This is a genomic window from Micromonospora sp. DT63 (assembly GCF_049841615.1).
Classification (GTDB): Bacteria; Actinomycetota; Actinomycetes; order Mycobacteriales; family Micromonosporaceae; genus Micromonospora.
The window spans coordinates 135,856-152,037 of the sequence record NZ_JBNCKQ010000001.1; the positions used below are offsets into that span (position 1 = coordinate 135,856).

Annotated in this window: 17 protein-coding genes; 6 read left to right on the plus strand and 11 right to left on the minus strand. The window is 74.1% G+C overall.

The genetic code is table 11. The features are described 5' to 3' along the window. Positions 1 to 8: 8 nt before the first annotated feature. The 5 genes from ACLQ27_RS00665 to ACLQ27_RS00685 all read right to left on the minus strand — a co-directional run bounded on the left by ACLQ27_RS00665 (position 9) and on the right by ACLQ27_RS00685 (position 5,227). A complete protein-coding gene (locus tag ACLQ27_RS00665; protein ID WP_357575362.1) occupies positions 9 to 671 on the minus strand; it encodes a hypothetical protein in 663 nt (220 codons plus the stop codon). Further along, positions 668 to 3,343, minus strand: coding sequence for an FtsK/SpoIIIE domain-containing protein (locus tag ACLQ27_RS00670; RefSeq protein ID WP_425865295.1), 2,676 nt, complete (start codon positions 3,341 to 3,343; stop codon positions 668 to 670). Before ACLQ27_RS00670 ends, ACLQ27_RS00665 begins: the two co-directional genes overlap by 4 nt. Further along, positions 3,336 to 4,427, minus strand: coding sequence for a hypothetical protein (locus ACLQ27_RS00675; protein ID WP_425865296.1), 1,092 nt, complete (start codon positions 4,425 to 4,427; stop codon positions 3,336 to 3,338). The genes ACLQ27_RS00670 and ACLQ27_RS00675 overlap by 8 nt, the downstream gene beginning before the upstream one ends. Positions 4,428 to 4,433: 6 nt before the next feature. Next, entirely contained in the window at positions 4,434 to 4,694 is a 261-nt protein-coding gene (locus ACLQ27_RS00680; protein WP_007076395.1) for a hypothetical protein, read from the minus strand. Positions 4,695 to 4,846: 152 nt separating this feature from the next. Then, positions 4,847 to 5,227, minus strand: coding sequence for a hypothetical protein (locus ACLQ27_RS00685; protein WP_234582026.1), 381 nt, complete (start codon positions 5,225 to 5,227; stop codon positions 4,847 to 4,849). A gap of 140 nt (positions 5,228 to 5,367) precedes the next feature. Between ACLQ27_RS00685 and ACLQ27_RS00690 the strand changes: the two genes are divergently transcribed. From ACLQ27_RS00690 to ACLQ27_RS00700, 3 genes are read left to right on the plus strand one after another with little or no spacing between them, the layout of a single operon-like run. Beyond that, positions 5,368 to 7,923 carry an ATP-dependent Clp protease ATP-binding subunit gene (locus ACLQ27_RS00690; RefSeq protein WP_357490181.1) on the plus strand — a complete coding sequence of 852 codons (2,556 nt, stop codon included), beginning with the start codon at positions 5,368 to 5,370 and terminating at the stop codon, positions 7,921 to 7,923. Then, positions 7,920 to 8,138 carry a hypothetical protein gene (locus ACLQ27_RS00695; protein ID WP_357490183.1) on the plus strand — a complete coding sequence of 73 codons (219 nt, stop codon included), beginning with the start codon at positions 7,920 to 7,922 and terminating at the stop codon, positions 8,136 to 8,138. Before ACLQ27_RS00690 ends, ACLQ27_RS00695 begins: the two co-directional genes overlap by 4 nt. Further along, positions 8,138 to 8,488, plus strand: a complete 351-nt coding sequence (locus ACLQ27_RS00700) for a DUF3140 domain-containing protein (RefSeq protein ID WP_234582023.1) — start codon at positions 8,138 to 8,140, stop codon at positions 8,486 to 8,488. The genes ACLQ27_RS00695 and ACLQ27_RS00700 overlap by 1 nt, the downstream gene beginning before the upstream one ends. Positions 8,489 to 8,543: 55 nt before the next feature. Here the strand turns inward: ACLQ27_RS00700 and ACLQ27_RS00705 are convergent, their stop codons facing one another. Then, positions 8,544 to 8,789 carry a hypothetical protein gene (locus ACLQ27_RS00705; protein ID WP_234582022.1) on the minus strand — a complete coding sequence of 82 codons (246 nt, stop codon included), beginning with the start codon at positions 8,787 to 8,789 and terminating at the stop codon, positions 8,544 to 8,546. An 80-nt stretch (positions 8,790 to 8,869) separates the two neighbouring features. Beyond that, on the minus strand, positions 8,870 to 9,613 hold the full coding sequence (locus ACLQ27_RS00710; protein WP_357490184.1) for a TetR/AcrR family transcriptional regulator: 744 nt from the start codon (positions 9,611 to 9,613) through the stop codon (positions 8,870 to 8,872). A 23-nt stretch (positions 9,614 to 9,636) separates the two neighbouring features. Here ACLQ27_RS00710 and ACLQ27_RS00715 point away from each other — a divergent pair, with 23 nt between their 5' ends. After that, positions 9,637 to 10,791 carry an FAD-dependent oxidoreductase gene (locus ACLQ27_RS00715; protein WP_357490186.1) on the plus strand — a complete coding sequence of 385 codons (1,155 nt, stop codon included), beginning with the start codon at positions 9,637 to 9,639 and terminating at the stop codon, positions 10,789 to 10,791. 15 nt (positions 10,792 to 10,806) lie between these two features. Here the strand turns inward: ACLQ27_RS00715 and ACLQ27_RS00720 are convergent, their stop codons facing one another. Further along, positions 10,807 to 11,778 (minus strand): LysR family transcriptional regulator, encoded by a 972-nt coding sequence (locus tag ACLQ27_RS00720; protein ID WP_357490188.1) that lies wholly within the window; start codon positions 11,776 to 11,778, stop codon positions 10,807 to 10,809. 88 nt (positions 11,779 to 11,866) lie between these two features. Then, the gene (locus ACLQ27_RS00725) at positions 11,867 to 12,475 is read right to left on the minus strand and encodes a hemerythrin domain-containing protein (protein ID WP_357490189.1); all 609 of its coding nucleotides are present in this window, start codon (positions 12,473 to 12,475) and stop codon (positions 11,867 to 11,869) included. Positions 12,476 to 12,649: 174 nt separating this feature from the next. Here ACLQ27_RS00725 and ACLQ27_RS00730 point away from each other — a divergent pair, with 174 nt between their 5' ends. Both ACLQ27_RS00730 and ACLQ27_RS00735 read left to right on the plus strand, forming a co-directional pair. Next, entirely contained in the window at positions 12,650 to 13,978 is a 1,329-nt protein-coding gene (locus tag ACLQ27_RS00730) for a M20/M25/M40 family metallo-hydrolase (RefSeq protein WP_234582017.1), read from the plus strand. A 58-nt stretch (positions 13,979 to 14,036) separates the two neighbouring features. Beyond that, positions 14,037 to 14,696 carry a hypothetical protein gene (locus ACLQ27_RS00735; RefSeq protein ID WP_425865297.1) on the plus strand — a complete coding sequence of 220 codons (660 nt, stop codon included), beginning with the start codon at positions 14,037 to 14,039 and terminating at the stop codon, positions 14,694 to 14,696. A 136-nt stretch (positions 14,697 to 14,832) separates the two neighbouring features. On the opposite strand, the gene ACLQ27_RS00740 is transcribed toward ACLQ27_RS00735, so the two are convergent. Then, entirely contained in the window at positions 14,833 to 15,024 is a 192-nt protein-coding gene (locus ACLQ27_RS00740; protein WP_053655860.1) for a DUF5703 family protein, read from the minus strand. Between the two features lie 163 nt (positions 15,025 to 15,187). Further along, positions 15,188 to 16,159, minus strand: a complete 972-nt coding sequence (locus ACLQ27_RS00745) for an aldo/keto reductase (RefSeq protein ID WP_357490191.1) — start codon at positions 16,157 to 16,159, stop codon at positions 15,188 to 15,190. Positions 16,160 to 16,182 lie beyond the last annotated feature (23 nt).

Genomic DNA, 16,182 nt, shown 5'->3' on the forward strand with positions numbered 1-16,182 from the left:
GGCTCAGGTCAGCGGCCGAGCACCAGCAGCAGCACCGTCGTGACCAGCCCGGCGCCGAGCACCACGGTGATCGGTCGAGGGCCGAGCACCGCGTGTCGGCGGTCGGCGAGCACCCGCGCCGGCACGAGACCGATCAACGGCCCGAGCAGGGTCACCACCAGCGCCAGCACCGGCATCCCGACTGCCAGGTCCCCGCCGTACCCGACGCCGAGCGCCCGTGCGCCGGAGCCCAGCGCGTACGCCACGACCGCGCCGGCCACCCCGCAGAGCGCCAGCAGCGGGTTGACCGAACCCGGCAGCTCACCGGGCTGCCCGGCCCGGTCGAGCAGGTCCCGGACCCGACCGAGCAGCAGCACCGGCTCGCCGGCCGCACTGTCGTTGGTCGGCGCGGGCGGCGCACCGAGGCGGCGGGCGCCGAGGCGGGCCCGCACCTGCTGCCACAGGTGCGCCACCTCGGCGTCGACGCGTTCCTGCTCCTCGCGGGCGTCGACCAGCTCCTGCTCGGCGCGGCGTACGTCGTCGGCGGCGTCGGCGACGGCCCGCTCGGCCGCCGCGCACTGCCGCTCGTACCAGGTGTGCGCCTCGGCGCGCTGTTCGCGTACCCGGGCGCTCAGCTCGGCCAGTCGCCGCAGTTGCGCCGTGTACGTGTCACTGGTCACCGGTTGGTTCATCGCGACGGTCCATAGGGGATGAGCACCTGGCCGGTGCGGTGCACCGCCCGGTCGAAGAAGAGCCCGCGCCAGGGCCGGGGATACCAGTCCGGGCCGCCGGTGCCCGGATACAGCGAGGCGCCCAGCTCGCCGCCGTGCGTGTCCAGAGCAACCCAGGCGCCGATCTGGTCGGTGCGGGCGGCCGGGCCGCCCAGGTCCGCGCGCATCCGCGCCACGCCCCGCCACCAGGCCAGCACGTGGGTGCGCCGCTCCGGACCGTCGTGCAGGATCCGGCGCAGATGCTCCAGGCCGGTGCGCCGACCCGTGCGCGCGGCGAGGGCGCCGGCCGCCGCGTCGACCGCGAACAACAGCAGGTAGTGCGGGCTGCCGGGGCCGGACAGCCCGTCGGCCGTCTCGCCCATCAACTCGCCGACGGTCTCCTCGTCGTACCAGGAGGCGTCGTCGGCCAGGTCGTCGTAGAGCGCGCGGGCGATCGGATCGGCGTCCGGGTCGAGGCAGGCGATGGAGAACCGGGCGGTGCCCGGCGGGTGTTGGCGGGCCAGCGACCGGGCGGCCGAGTCGAGCACCGCGCACGCCTCGTCCACCCGCGTACCCAGCACCGCCAGGTTGCGCCCGGGCGCGCGGGGCAGCCGCAGCGCCGCCGAGCGGGACTGCACGTCGATGATCTCGCCGAGCAGGGCCACCGGGTTGCGCGGCGCGCGGCCGTCGGTCGGGGCTTCGAGGCTCCGGAAGTCCGGGGCCTCGTCCAGCCGGGGGATCGCGTCACCGTCGAAGAGCCGGGCCGGCGCGGCGTCCGGCGGGCGCATCCGCCACAGCCGGTGTTGCAGGCCGCTCCACGTCTCCCAGTCGCTGGCCGACGGGATCCGCGCGACCTCGTTGCCCTCCACCATCCCGGACTCGGCGTTGACCACCGCGTGCCAGCGGGGCAGCGACTGCGCCGCGTCGTTGCGCTCGGCCAGGATCCGCAACGCCTTGGGCAGCGCGATCCGCAACGTGAACTGGGCGACCAGCGCCGGACGGCCCCACAGCGCCTCGATGCCCCGTACGTCCTGCGAGGCGAGCACCAGGTGGATGCCCTGCGACCGGCCGCGGCGAGCCAGGTCCTCCAGCAGGTCGGCGGCCTCCCGGGCGACCACGTCCCGGCCGGCCAGCAGCATCTGGAACTCGTCGACAACGGCGACGATCCGGGGCCAGTGCCCGGTCGGGTCGACCGCCCGCAGCTCGGCCAGCTTGGTCACCTCGTGCTTCTTGGCGGCGTCGGCACGGCGACGCAGCTCCTCGGTGAGGAACCGCAGCAGCGCCAACCCGAACTCCCGGTCGGTGTTGACGTTGATGCCGACCAGGCGCATGTGCGGCAGCCAGCTCGGGTCGCGTCGGCCCTGCGCGAACCGGGCGAAGGACACCCCCTCCTTGAAGTCGAGCAGATAGAACTCCAACTCGGCGGGGGAGTAGCGGGCGGCGAGGGCGCCGATCCACGCGAAGATCAGGTTGGTCTTGCCGGTGCCGGAGGGCCCGCCGATCAGCGCGTGCGGTGGATAGTCGCCCAGGGTCAGGCGCACCGGTCGGCCCTGCGGCCCCTCGCCGATCGGGGCGGTCAGCCCGCTGGCCGAGTCCTCCCGCCACATCTGCTCCGGCGGGGGCAGCAGGTCGGCGAACGGGGTCGGCGGCGGGCCGGCGTTGACGCGGGCCGCGATCTCCCGGCAGGTGTCGGTGACAAGCGTCGCCGGTGGCGGCGGGTCCAGCCGGACCGACAGGCCGGACGGGCCGCCGATCCACGCGCCGGACGCCTCGGTCACCACCCGGGTCACCGTCGGGTCGTCCGGCAGCGGGATGCCCCGGACCACGAGGTGCACCCCGCAGGCGGCGCCGGCGCGGACCACGCGTTCGAGTTGGCCGCGTTCGTGCCGGCTCAGCTCGTCGCCGCCGAGCAGCACCGCCACCCGCCACGGCTCGGGACGGCGGCCGGTCGCCGCGGCCAGCTCCCGCAGCGAGCCGTGTTCGCCGGCCAGCACCGTCTCGTTGATGCGGCGGATCTGCTCGACCAGGTCGTCCAGCAGCGGACCCAACCCGCCCGGGCCGACGAAGGTGAGCAGCCCCGCGGTGCCCAGGGGCGCGAACCCGGCCAGGCCGCCGCCAAGGTGCTCCGGGTCGTAGCCGACAAGGCGTACCCCGCCCGGGTCGGCGCGGCCGACGGCCCGCAGCAGCAGCGCGGACACGACCGCGTCGCAGCCGGCGCGGTCGTCCCCGGACAGGTGCACGTGCCCCGCGTCGAGCAGCGGCACCAGCGCGGGCACCGGGTCGACGTCGTCGAGCCGGACCGTGCCGACCCGCAGCGCGCCGGGCGGCTCGGCCCGGCGGGTGGGCGTGGGCGTCCAGCCCGGCCAGTCGGCGCCGGCGCAGCCGGGTGCCTCCCGGCGGGCGGCGTCGGCGGCGTGGCGTGCCAGCTCGGCGAGCCGGGTGGCGTGCCGGGCGTCGATCTCGGCGAGGCGGCGGTCCCGTTGGGCGCCCACCCGCTGCGGTACGGCGGCCGCCGCGCGCCGGACCCGGGTCAGCCGTTCGCGACCAGCCGTCAGGTCGGCCTGGGCGGCCGACAGTCGGGTACGCGTGGCACCCAGCGCCTCGGAGAGGGTGTCCCGGATGCGGGTGACGAGCTGGCTCCGCCGGTCAGCCATCGGAACCCCGGCGGGCCGGCGCGTCCCGCCACGGGCTGCCGGTCCGCGGCGGCAGCCCGGCGGGCCGCTGCGGTACGACGCCGCCGGACGCCTGCCTGCCGTTCACCGCGCCAGGACGGGGACCGACGCCGCCCGAGGGTGGTGGTTCGGGGGGCCGTGGACGACTCGCGTTCCCGGAGCGTTGCTCGGCGGGACGAGCACCCGCGTCGCCGGTGCGCTGGTCACCGGTGGCCGGTGGCGTGCCGGTGGCAACGGGCAGGTCGCGGCCGAGGCGGGCGAGCAGCAGCCCGGTCGCCACGCCTGCGGTGACCGCGGAGTCGGCGGCGTGCGGCGGTTCCCCCGAGGAGCGGGGTGGCGGCATCCGGCACACCCGGGTCAGCAGCGTCTCCAGCACCGGCGGCGGCAGTCCGGGGAGCAGGTCCCGGACCCGCCCGTCCAGCTCGCCGCGCAACCGGCCGAGGTCGGCGGCGCGCGGCGGATGACCCAGCAGCTCGCCGGCCAGCTCCCGCAGCAGCGGCGGCGCGAGCGCGGCCATCCCGAGCCCCACGTCGGCGGACGCCCGCCGCAGCTCGGTGCGCAGCCGGTCCCGGTCGCCGGCGCGCACCCCGCCGACGACCCGGCGCAGCAGCTCCTGCGAGTCGCGCAGCCGTTCGTCGGGCTCGTCGGGGCCGCCGTCGCGCCCGCCGGTCAACTCGGCCACCCGTACCGACCACCAGCGACGCATCCGCACCTGCTCGGCCTGCTCCGGTGCCACAGTGGTCGGCCCGTGCGGCGGGGGCGCGTCGTGGCGCGGGTCGCGCTGCTGCGGGCGGGGCGCCGGGGCGCCGTCGGCGGCCAGCCCGATCGCGGCCAGATACGCCGACAGCTGCTCCTGCGCCACCCGCAGCGCGTAGTTGGCGCTCTCGGCGTGCTCGGTCGCGGCGGACAGCTCGGGCACCCCCATCGGGTTGGCCGACTCCTGTCGGACCCAGCGCAGCCGTTCCGCGGCCAGGCCGAACTTCTCCAGGGCCTGCCCGAGCAGGCCCACCGGGAACTCCTCGCTGGCCGCGCGGACCTGGCCGCCGATGTCCTCGATGATGGACACGGTGGCCTACAGGGTGGAGACGTAGAGCTGCGCCTGCTCGACCGCGACAAGTGTCGCGGCGAGGCACTCCTCCAGCTCCTGGCTGGCCTGGGTCAGCGACGCCTGGGCCGCCTCGACCGTCTCGTGCCCGCTGCCCTCCAGCGCGCCGGCAAGGGTCTGCTGCGCCTCGGCGAGCTTCTCACCGGCTGCCTGGACGGCTGTCTGCCCGTCGCCGATCTGTTGGAGGGCGACATCGATGGCAGCCTTCAGCTCGGCGACGCTCGCCACGGCGGAACCTCCTGGGGGCGGGGAGATCTCCATTAGAGCTTACTGGCGTCGGTGGGAGAACATCCGCCCTGGCGGTGTTCCTGCCCGACTGACCGTTAACCCCCCTGAAGTGCCGGGAGTCCGTTCTGTGGGAGTCCCAGTATGAGAACTTCTCAATTATCGCGGAGCCAGCGCGGCCCGTACACCTCCGCGCCGAGGGCGGTCACCCGCTCGCGCAGCTCCCGGTCGGCGGTGACCACCAGCCGACGGCGCTGCGGCGCCGCCTGGACCAGTTCGACAACCGTGTCGTCGCCGGAGCCGGGGGCGGAGACGACGCGGACGTCGTCGGTGCCGGGTACGTCCCGGGCGGCGCCCTCGACCACGAGCACCACCTCGACCGGGGCGGTCAGACGGGCGGGCAGGCCCGTGGCGGCCACCGGGGCCAGGGAGTCCCGCAGCCGGGCGGCGGCCCCGGCCCGGTCCCGCCACCACCCGTTCGGGCGGGAGCCCACCACGTTGGCGCCGTCCACGATCAGCAGCGGGTTCTCAGTCATGGCGTCAGCCTGCCACCCGTGGCCGGCGCCGGCCGGGTGCCACTCCACAACGCGGTGTGCGCCGCCACGTGCGGCGTTTGTCGGGCCGAGCGCCGGGTAGCCCCTGGCGACCGTGCCGCGCCCGACTGCGGAGGACAGACATGATGGGACCCGGTGACCTCGGCTCCGACCCGTGGGACGAATTCCTGGCCCGGTACTTCGGCCGGGGTGAGGGAGGACGCCGACCGCCGCACCGGGTCGACATCACCCGACTGATGACGGCCGACGCGCGCGAGATGCTGGCCGACGCGGCCCGCCGCGCCGCGCAACGGCAGAGCAACGACCTGGACACCGACCACCTGCTCTGGGCCGCCCTGCAACGCGAACCCCTGCGCGACCTGGTACGCCGCGCCGGCGCCGACCCGGACACCCTGCTCAACGCGTTGGGCGGCAAGGGCGACGGCGCACCGCGCGGGGAGGTGCCGCCCAACCTGTCGCTGACCCCGGCCGCCAAGCGGGCGCTGCTCGACGCCCACCAGCTGTCCCGGGCGATGGGCGCCAACTACATCGGCCCCGAGCACATCCTGATGGCCCTGCCGCTCAATCCCGAGTCGCCGGCCGGACGGATGCTGGCGGCCGGCCGGATCCAGCCCGAGTCGTTGCAGGCCGCCAATGCCGAACGCGGCCCGATGACCGGGCCGAAGCCGGACCGCGGCACCCCCACCCTGGACCAGTACGGGCAGGACCTCACCGACCTGGCCCGCGCCGACCAGATCGACCCGGTGATCGGGCGGGCCGACGAGATCGAGCAGGCGGTGGAGATCCTGTCCCGGCGGACCAAGAACAACCCGGTGCTGATCGGCGAGGCCGGTGTCGGCAAGACCGCGATCGTCGAGGGTCTGGCCGAGCGGATCTGCGACGGCGACGTGCCGCAGACCCTGCTCGGCAAGCGCGTGGTGCAACTCGACCTCGCCGGCCTGGTCGCCGGCACCCGCTACCGGGGCGACTTCGAGGAGCGCCTCAAGAAGGTGATCGACGAGATCCGGGCGCACCGGGACGAGCTGATCATCTTCCTCGACGAGATCCACACCCTGGTCGGTGCCGGCGGGGCCGGCAGCGAGGGCGGAATGGACGCGTCCAACATGCTCAAGCCCGCCCTCGCGCGAGGTGAGCTACGGGTGATCGGCGCGACCACGCTCGACGAGTACCGCAAGAGCATCGAGAAGGACGCCGCGCTGGCCCGGCGGTTCCAGCCGGTGCTGGTGCCCGAGCCCAGCGTCGACGACACCATCGCCATCCTGCGCGGCCTGCGCGACAGGTACGAGGCCCACCACCAGGTGCGCTTCACCGACGAGGCGCTGGTCGCCGCCGCCGAGCTGTCCGACCGGTACGTCACCGACCGGTTCCTGCCGGACAAGGCCATCGACCTGATCGACCAGGCCGGCGCCCGGGTCCGGCTGCGCACCCGCACCCCGGCCTCCGACGTGCGGGAGCTGGAGCAGGAGCTCGACGACGTACGCCGGGACAAGGAGCAGGCAGTCACCGACGAGCAGTACGAACGGGCCTCGGCGCTGCGGGACCGGATCTCCGAGCTGGAGGAGGAGATGCGCCGCGCGACCGGCGCCGACGGCTCGTCCTCGCAGGTGCCCGAGGTGGGCCCGCAGGAGATCGCCGAGGTGGTCTCGCGGGCCACCGGCATCCCGGTCAGCCAGCTCACCGAGGAGGAACGCGACCGGCTGCTGCGCCTGGAGGGTCATCTGCACGAGAGGGTGGTCGGTCAGGACGACGCGGTCACCGCGGTGGCCGAGGCGGTGCGCCGCTCCCGGGCCGGGCTGGCCGACCCGGAGCGCCCGATGGGCAGCTTCCTGTTCCTCGGCCCCACCGGCGTCGGCAAGACCGAGCTGGCCCGGGCCCTGGCCGAGGCGTTGTTCGGCGAGGCGGACCGGATGGTCCGGGTGGACATGAGCGAGTTCCAGGAGCGGCACACGGTCAGCCGGCTGGTCGGCGCCCCGCCCGGGTACGTCGGTTACGAGGAGGCCGGTCAGCTCACCGAGGCGGTGCGCCGCCGCCCGTACGCGGTGGTGCTGCTCGACGAGATCGAGAAGGCCCACCCGGACGTGTTCAACATCCTGCTGCAGGTGCTCGACGACGGGCGGCTCACCGACAGTCAGGGCCGCACGGTGAACTTCAAGAACACCGTCCTGATCATGACGAGCAACCTCGGCTCCGAGCTGATCACCGGGGCGCAGCGGGCCGTCGGGTTCGGCACCGGCGCACCCGGCAGCGAGCAGGAGAACGACGAGCTGCGCGAACGCCTGATGCGCCGCCTCCAGGAGAACTTCCGGCCCGAGTTCCTCAACCGCATCGACGAGGTCATCATCTTCCGCCGGCTGGAGGCCGAGCAGTTGCGCGACATCACCGCGCTGCTGCTGGAGGAGACCCGCCGCCGGATGCACGCCCAGGACATCCAGGTGGAGTTCACCAACGCCGGCATCGACTGGCTGGCCGAGCACGGCTACCAGCCGGAGTTCGGGGCCCGTCCGCTGCGCCGGGTGATCCAGCGGGAGGTGGACAACCACCTGTCGCGGATGCTGCTGGAGTCGGCGATCTCGCCCGGGCAGAAGGTCACCGTGGACGCCCGCGACGGGCAGCTCACCTTCGACGTGACCGCAGGTGAGCGGGGGTACACCGCCGCCACGACAACGCACCCCCGATGACCGGGCCGGCGCGACGGGACGACCACGAGGACCCGCACGAGCACGCGGGGTCCGCGAAGCCCCGGGACGAGGACGACGACGAGCATCCCGACCCGATCCTGGCGCCCCCGACCGCGAACCCGCGCCGCACGCGGGTGCCCGCCGAGGGCCTGCATCCGAAGACCGACCAGGACGACCCGGAGACGTCGGGTCACCATCGTCGAGAGGAGACCTGATGGTACGCGACACGCGGCTCGACCCCGAGGTGGAAGTGCTCTGGGAGGACTTCCACGCCGAGGTGAACGTCCCGTCGGAGCAGCTGCGCACCTGGCTGCTGACCCGGGGCTCCGGCGAGGAGTCGTTCAGCCCGAACCCGGACCTCGACCTGCCCCAGCCGGGACGGGAGATCCTCAAGGTGCTCAACAAGCGCAAGGTCGATCTGACCCCGGAGGACATCGAGGTGATGCGGGAGGCGGTCGAGCGGATCCGCGAGCTGATGGACGCCAAGCCCCGACGGGGCAACGCCGACGACGAGTGGCGGCACTCGCTGCTCGACCTGGGTCACGACCCTCTCGTCGAACGCTGAGCGAGGCCGTACGCGGCGGTGCCGTCCCGGTGTGGGGCGGCACCGTCGCGTGCCGCTACTGGCCCTGGTCGGATTCCAGGCTGCCGATGGTCAGTCCCGCCGCGTCGGCGGCGGCGTCGCGCTCGCCCCGGGTCTGGTCCTCCCGGGTGAGCAGGTTGGCGTACTCGGTGACGTCGGCCGGGTCGGGCACCTCCGGCAGCCGGCGCAGGAACGCCTCCACCTGGCGGGTGGCGGCGGTGTGCGCGGCGGCGGCCTGGCGGAGCAGTTCCCGGTCGTCGGCGGGCGGGTAGAGATCGGTCATGTCCGCCAGATACCCCGACAGCGGCCGTTCGCACCGCCACCGACCTGCCAGTAGGCGGCGTCCGGGTCGCGTCGCCGGGACTACCCGCCCGTACCGCCGGTCGGTTGGGGGTGGCCGGTGATGCCGTCCAGGATGGTGGTCAGGTTGTGGTTGAAGGTCTCCTCGGCGCTGAGGTGGGCGCCCTCGATGACGAGCCGGGCGACGGTGGGGTAGCGGCCGGTGTCGAGCATGCGGGTCAGGTAGGGGCCGAGGCTGGTCTGCCAGGCGCTGAACTCGGTGCCGGTGGAGCGGGCGGTGCGTCGCTCGGTGACCTCTCGGCGCAGGGCGCCGCCGACGAAGGCGTTGAGGGCGCCCAGGGCGCGCTGAAGGTCGTCGATGCCGTGTATGCCGGGGGCCTGGCTGAGGGCCGCGGCTGTCGTTTCGCCCACGGCGAGTGCGTGCGGGCCCAGGTGTGGCCGCCCGCCGAGCAGGTCGGCGAACCACTCGTGGTCGAGGGCGGCGGCGCGGGTCCGCCGAAAGACGGCAAGCACGGTGGCCCGCCACCCGGCCTGCTCGCCGGTCTCGGCGATCCGGGCGTAGACCGTGTCGACCATCAGGTCGAGCAGCTCCGATTTGGTGGCTACGTAGTCGTAGAGCCGCATCGGACCGACACCGAGCTCTTTGGCGATCTTGCGCACCGACAGTCCGTCGAGGCCGTGCGCGTCGGCGAGCCGGATCGCCGTGGCGGCGATCTTCGCACGGCTCAACGGCACCGGCGTCGCCCGGGGTTGGGGCTCGGGGCGTTCCCAGACGGGCACGACCTCATTACCGTACGATGTATCCACGCAATACAGTGTACGGTAAGGGCATGACGAAGCGACTGGCGATCGCCGGTGGTGGCCTGGGTGGCCTGACGCTGGCACGGATCCTGCACCGGCACGGCATCGACGCGGTGGTCTACGAACGCGAGGCCGGTCGCACCGCGCGCTCCCAGGGCGGAATGCTCGACCTGCACCCGGAGTCCGGGCAACTGGCCCTCGCCGAGGCGGGTCTCGACGACCGGTTCCGGTCCGAGGCCCGGCCCGAGGGCGAGGAGCATCGCATCCTCGACCCGGCCGGGCGCACCCTCGTGCACCACACGCCCCAACCCGGCTCGTTCGCCGGCCGCCCCGAGATCGACCGCACCGTCCTGCGTGATCTTCTGCTCGACTCGCTGCCGCCCGACGCGGTGGTGTGGCGGCGCCGCCTCGTCGCGGCCACAGCCCGACCGGGCGGGGGCTTCGGGTTGACCTTCGACGGCGGCCACCGGGCCGACTGCGACATCCTCGTCGGCGCGGACGGCGCACGCTCCGTCGTCCGGGCGCTGCTGACCGACGCGGGCCTGTCCCACGTGTCCAGCCACGTGGACCTGACCATCGACGACGCCGACCGACGCCACCCCGATCTCGCCGAGCTGGTCGGCCCGGGAAACCTCTGGTGCGTCGGCGTGAGCCAGATCCTCGCGGCGCAACGCCTCGGCGACGGCAGCATCCGCGTCGGGATCTCCCTACCCGCCGACGACCGGGACCTCGACACCTACCGGGACAAGCGTGCCCTGCTGGGCCTGTTCGACGGCTGGGACACCCGCCTCACCGCCCTGATCGACGCGGCCGACGGCCCACCGACGCCGCGCCGGGTCATGGTGATGCCGGTCGGCGCGCGCTGGGCCCACCAGCCGGGAGTCACCCTTCTCGGCGACGCCGCGCACCTCATGCCGCCCGTCGGCGAGGGCGCCAACCAGGCCATGCTGGACGCCGCCGAACTCGCGCGCGAACTCGCCGCCAACCCCGCCGACCCGGACGCGGCGATCCGGGCGTACGAGGAGGCGATGTTCGCCAGGATCCAGCCGATCGCCGAGATGTGCGCGCGAGTGCAGGCGATGATGCTGTCCCCGACGGCGGCGGACGACCTCGTCCGCTTCTTCACGCCCCGGTCCGCCACGCCGTCGGGTGGGGACGAGGAACCCGTCGCCGCGCACCGCTAGACCGCTCGTGCGCCCTCACACCTCGCTGGGCTGCCGGACGCCGAAAGCCGGATTGCGCACCAGCCAGTCCAGGTAGGTGGGGTGCGGCGCCAGCGAGTCGGTGTACGCCGCCTTGGCCGTGGCCAGCAGCAGCTCCGCGTCCCCGGCGGCCGGCGAGTCCGGATGCCACCCCAGCAGCAGCCGCCAGCGCAGCGGGACACCGGCCAGCCGGCGGGTGACCAGGCCGCCGACGGGGCGGAACGTCGCCTGGCAGAGGGCCACCGCCACGCCCGCCTCCACCAGATCGACGCAGCCACGGATGTCGGTCTCGTACACCTTGCGCGGGGTGAAGCCGGCGCGGGCGCACGCGGCGGCGAAACAGTCGCCGAAGCAACCGTCGCCCGGCGCGGCCACCCACTGCTCATGGCCCAGGTCCGCCAGGCGCACCTCGGCCCGCGCCGCGAGCGGGTGGGTCTCCGGCAGCAGCACCAGCACCGGGTCGACGGCCACCTCCCGCCAGCTCAGTCCGAACGCGGCCGACGGGGTGGCGTCGCCGCACACACCGGTGAGGGCGAAGTCCAACCGCCCACCGGCCACCAACTGCGCAAGCTCGTCCACCGACCAGGAGGCGTACGTGGTGATCTGGGCCGGTGGCTGCTCGGCGGCCAGCCGGTGCACCAACCGGCCCAGGATCGGGCTGTTCACCCCGCCGAGGCGGTAGCAGCGGGGCGCCGCGCCCGCGCCGGCGAGCCGGGCCGCCTCGTCCTGCAGGCCCTTCATCGCCGGCAGCAGCACCCGGGCGCGGGCGAGCACCAGCTCACCGAGCGCGGTGGGCCGGGCGCCGCGCCGATCCCTGTCGAACAGCGGCCCGCCCAGCGTCCGCTCGATCCGCTGAAGCTGGGCGGTGAGCGCCGGCTGGGCGAGCCCGAGCGCCGACGCCGCCTTGGTCACACTCCCTGTCTCCGCGATCGCGCAGACCACCCGCAGGTGTCGCAGCTCCAGGTTCATACGGTGACGGTAGGACCACGCCGCAGCCTGCGGAAGAGGCCAAGCGGATCGGTGACGTTGAATGCATTTAGTGGCGCGGCCCGCGCTGTCAGTCGCGCGGCGGCTCCGGCAGGTCCGCCAGGTACGTCGGCCGCCGCGTCACCGCGTCACGGACCTTGTCCACCACGCCCACCGCCGGCTCGACGATCCGGTTCCACGGTGGCGTGGCCGGCGTGCCCGGGTGCGGCCGGGTCGGCGCGGCCTCCTCGGCGATCTCCAACCGGTTGCCCAGGCGGATCAGCTCCTCGGAGGTGGCCACCGCGCGCAACTCGGCCACGAGCGCGCCCACCCCGTCGACGTGGCGGCGGACCCGCTCGGCGACCTCGGTCAGGGTCTCGTCGGACAGTCCCTTCAGGGCTGCCAGCAGCGCGGCGTCAGCGTCGATCTCCGCGTCCACCCGGTCGGCGCGGGCCGGCAGCGCCGCCCGTACCGCCGGCAGCAGGTACTGCTCCTCGGCGGAGACGTGTCGCGACAGCGCGGCGGTGAGCACCGCCAGCCCCTCCTGCGGCGTGGCGTCCGGGCCGGTCAACTGGTCCACGAGAGCCAGCAGCTGCCGGTGCTCGCGGTCCACGATGTCGGCGATGCTGCGGCCACCGGGCCGGTAACCGTCCTCGGACACGGGCGCGGGCGGCAACGGGGGCAGGGGGACGGCGGACATGGTGCCCTCCTCGACTGGCGGGCGGAAGCTCCGGCAGGGGATGTGCGGTCGTGGGCGGCGGTACCCGAACGCGGACGCCGCGAAACCGGCACGCGGATCCGCCGAGGTGAATGCCCGGCCCCGGCACGCCGGTGCGCCGGCCCGCCGGTCACCGCGGACTGGTATGAAGGGGCGATGACGAGCGACGCCGCCTCCGCCCGACCGGACCCCAGCGCGGAGGTCGTGGACCTCTGCCGCGACCTGCTGCGCATCGACACCACCAACACGGGTGACAACGCCACGAGCGTCGGCGAGCGCCGCGCCGCCGAGTACGTGGCGGAGAAACTCGCCGAGGTGGGCGTCGAATCGGTCCTGCACGAGTCCGCGCCCGGCCGGGCCAACGTGGTGGCCCGCATCCCCGGCGCCGACCCGAGCCGGGGTGCGCTGCTGGTGCACGGCCACCTGGACGTGGTGCCCGCCGACGCCGACGAGTGGTCCGTGCACCCGTTCTCCGGCGAGGAGCGCGACGGCTACCTGTGGGGTCGCGGCGCCATCGACATGAAGGACTTCGACGCGATGGTGCTCGCCGTGGTGCGGCACTGGCAGCGCACCGGCGTACGGCCCCCGCGCGACATCGTGCTCGCGTACACCGCCGACGAGGAGGCGGGCAGCGACTACGGCGCGCGCTTCCTGGTGGAGAACCACCGCGGCCTCTTCGACGGCTGCACCGAGGCGATCGGTGAGGTCGGCGGCTTCTCCTACTCGGTCAACGACAGCCAGCGGCTCTATCTCATCGAGACCGCCGAGAAGGGCATCGACTGGCTGCGGCTGCACGCCAAGGGCCGCCCCGGGCACGGGTCGATGGTGCACGACGACAACGCGGTCACCGCGCTCGCCGAGGCCGTGGCCCGCATCGGCCGGCACCGCTTCCCGGTGGTGGTCACCGACACCGTACGGGCGTTCCTGGAGGAGGTCTCGGACCTGCTCGGCATCGAGCTGGACCCGAACGACCCGGAGACGGCCATCGCCAAGCTCGGCCCGATCGCCAACATCATCGGGGCGACCATCCGCAACACCGCCAACCCCACCCGGCTCAGCGCCGGTTACAAGGACAACGTCATCCCCGGCCGCGCCACCGCCACCATCGACTGCCGCAGCCTGCCCGGCCAGTCCGAGCTGCTGGAGCGGCAGCTGCGCGAGCTGGTCGGCCCGGACATCGCCATCGAGTACGTCCAGCGGCAGCCGGCGCTGGAGACCACCTTCGACGGCGACCTGGTCGAGGCCATGTCGGCGGCCCTGCGTGCCGAGGACCCGGGCGCGCGGCCGGTTCCGTACATGCTCTCCGGCGGCACCGACGCGAAGGCGTTCTCCCAGCTCGGCATCCGCTGCTTCGGGTTCGCGCCGCTGCGCCTGCCCGCCGACCTGAACTTCTCGGCGCTGTTCCACGGCATCGACGAGCGCGTTCCGGTCGACGGACTACAGTTCGGCGTGCGGGTTCTCGACCGGTTCCTCCGCTCCTGCTAACCGTGTCCGGTAGCTGCACCCGGCGCGTTATCTCCCCATCGTGAAGGGACTGCCCCACATGACCGACCAGCACGGTGAGCTGGACGCCGCTCTCGAGCGGGTGATCGAAGCGGCCCGCCACCACCTGGCCGCCGTACGCGCCGCGCAGGGCCGCGTCGACGACGACGACGTCTGGCAGGCGTACGTGGCGTTGAACAACGCGTCCTTCGCCTACGACGAGCAACTCCTCGACGCCTTCGGCGAGGTGACCCCGTGGGACGTCGACTCGATCGACCCGGACGAGGCCGACGAGCGCTTCGGCGGTGAGGGCGCCGAGGCCAGCGACCCCCACCCGCGGGTGATCTCGGTTCGTCAACGTCGCGACTACCGGGTGCCGAGCATCGCCGCGCTGCTGCGGGCGGCCGAGGCGGCCCGACGCGAGGGCACCCCGGAGGACGACGAGCCGGCGCCGGTGGAGGGCGTCGGCGAGGCGGTGCTGGAGCTGCTGCAGAGCGGCGACGGCTCGCTCGGCGCGCTGGACGTCCCCGAGTTGGAACCCCTGGACGGGGTGGTCATGGTCAGCGAGGTGGGCACACCCGTGGACCTGGAGTCGTTCGACGATGACGACTCCGTCGGCCCGTTCCAGCCGGCGAGTGACGACCGGCTCGTCGGCCGACTCGACGAGCACCCGTTCCTGGAGCTCGACGACGACCACGACCACGCCGGGCACCAGCACTAGGGCCGGCGTCCCGCCCGTCGCCGGTGCGCCTGCGCCTCGCGCGACCGGGGACCAGGCACGAGGCCAGGTGAGGCCCGGGGCCCGAACCGTTCGCGGTTCGGGCCCCGGGCGTGTCGCCGCCCGTCCCGGCCCGGCGTCAGTACGACAGGCCCGGCTGCGGTTGGTTGACCCGCCGACGACGCAGCACGACCTGCCGCGTGCCGTCACGGAACAGCCGCACCCGAGCCAACTCCCATCCGGAGAACTCGGCCTGGATCGCCAACTGCGCCGCTGCGGTCAACCGGTCGACGTTCGGCGGCAGCCGCAGCGGCGCGTACTCGTAGTCCATGCCGTCCATGCTGCCCAGCCCAGCGGCCGTCCGCCACCCCCTCGGGGGTGACCAACGCCGCTGCCCTGCCTGATTCGTGCCGTCCCGGGTGCCCGCGCGTGGTCCTCGTCGCAGTCCGCGGGCGCCCCCGGTCAGCGCCCGACCCGGTGCGCGCGCACGTGCGTCAGCCGTCGCGCTCGGGGTAGCCGATGGGCACCGACGAGACGTCGTCAAGCGCGGTGGTGATCTCCTCGGGCAGCGTGATCCGCTCGACCTGCAACGCGCCGAGCAGCTGCCCCACCGTCCGGGCGCCGAGGATCGGCGCGGTCACCCCCGGTCGGTCCCGGATCCACGCCAGCGCCACCTCCAGCGGCGACACCCCCAGGCCGCCGGCCGCGGTCGCCACCGCCTCCACGATGCTCGAGCAGCGCGGCTCCAGGTACGTGGAGACGAACCGCTCGAAGTGCGGCGAGGCGGCCCGCGAGTCCGCCGGCCGGCCGTGCCGGTACTTGCCGGTGAGCACGCCCCGACCCAGCGGCGACCAGGGCAGCACGCCGAGGCCCAGCGCGTCGCACGCCGGCAGCACCTCCCGCTCCACGCCCCGCTCCAGCAGCGAGTACTCGACCTGGGCGGCGACCACCGGCGCCCGGCCCGGCCAGGCCGTCTGCCAGGCGGCGGCCCGCGCGGTCTGCCAGCCGGAGAAGTTCGACACCCCCACGTAGCGGACCTTCCCGCTGGCCACCGCGTGGTCCAGGGCGGCCAGGGTCTCCTCCAGGGGGGTGTCCGGGTCGTACCCGTGCACCTGGAACAGGTCGACGTGGTCCGTGCCGAGCCGGCGCAGCGACGCCTCCAGGGTGCGCAACAGGTGGCCCCGGGAGCCGTCACGACGCCTACCGCTGCCCGGCCGCAGCCCCGCCTTGGTGGCGATCAACAGCTCATCGCGCGGAACGAGGGTGCCCAGCAGCGACCCGATCACCGACTCGGCGTCGCCGTCGCCGTACACGTCTGCGGTGTCGATCAGGTTGCCGCCCGCGTCCAGGTAACTCTTCAGCTGGGCGGCCGCATCGTCGGCGTCGGTGTCCCGGCCCCAGGTCATGGTGCCGAGCGCGAGCCGCGAAACCGCCAGCCCGCTTCGGCCGAGCGGTCGCTGTTGCATGGGTGAACCTTATTTCGAACCCG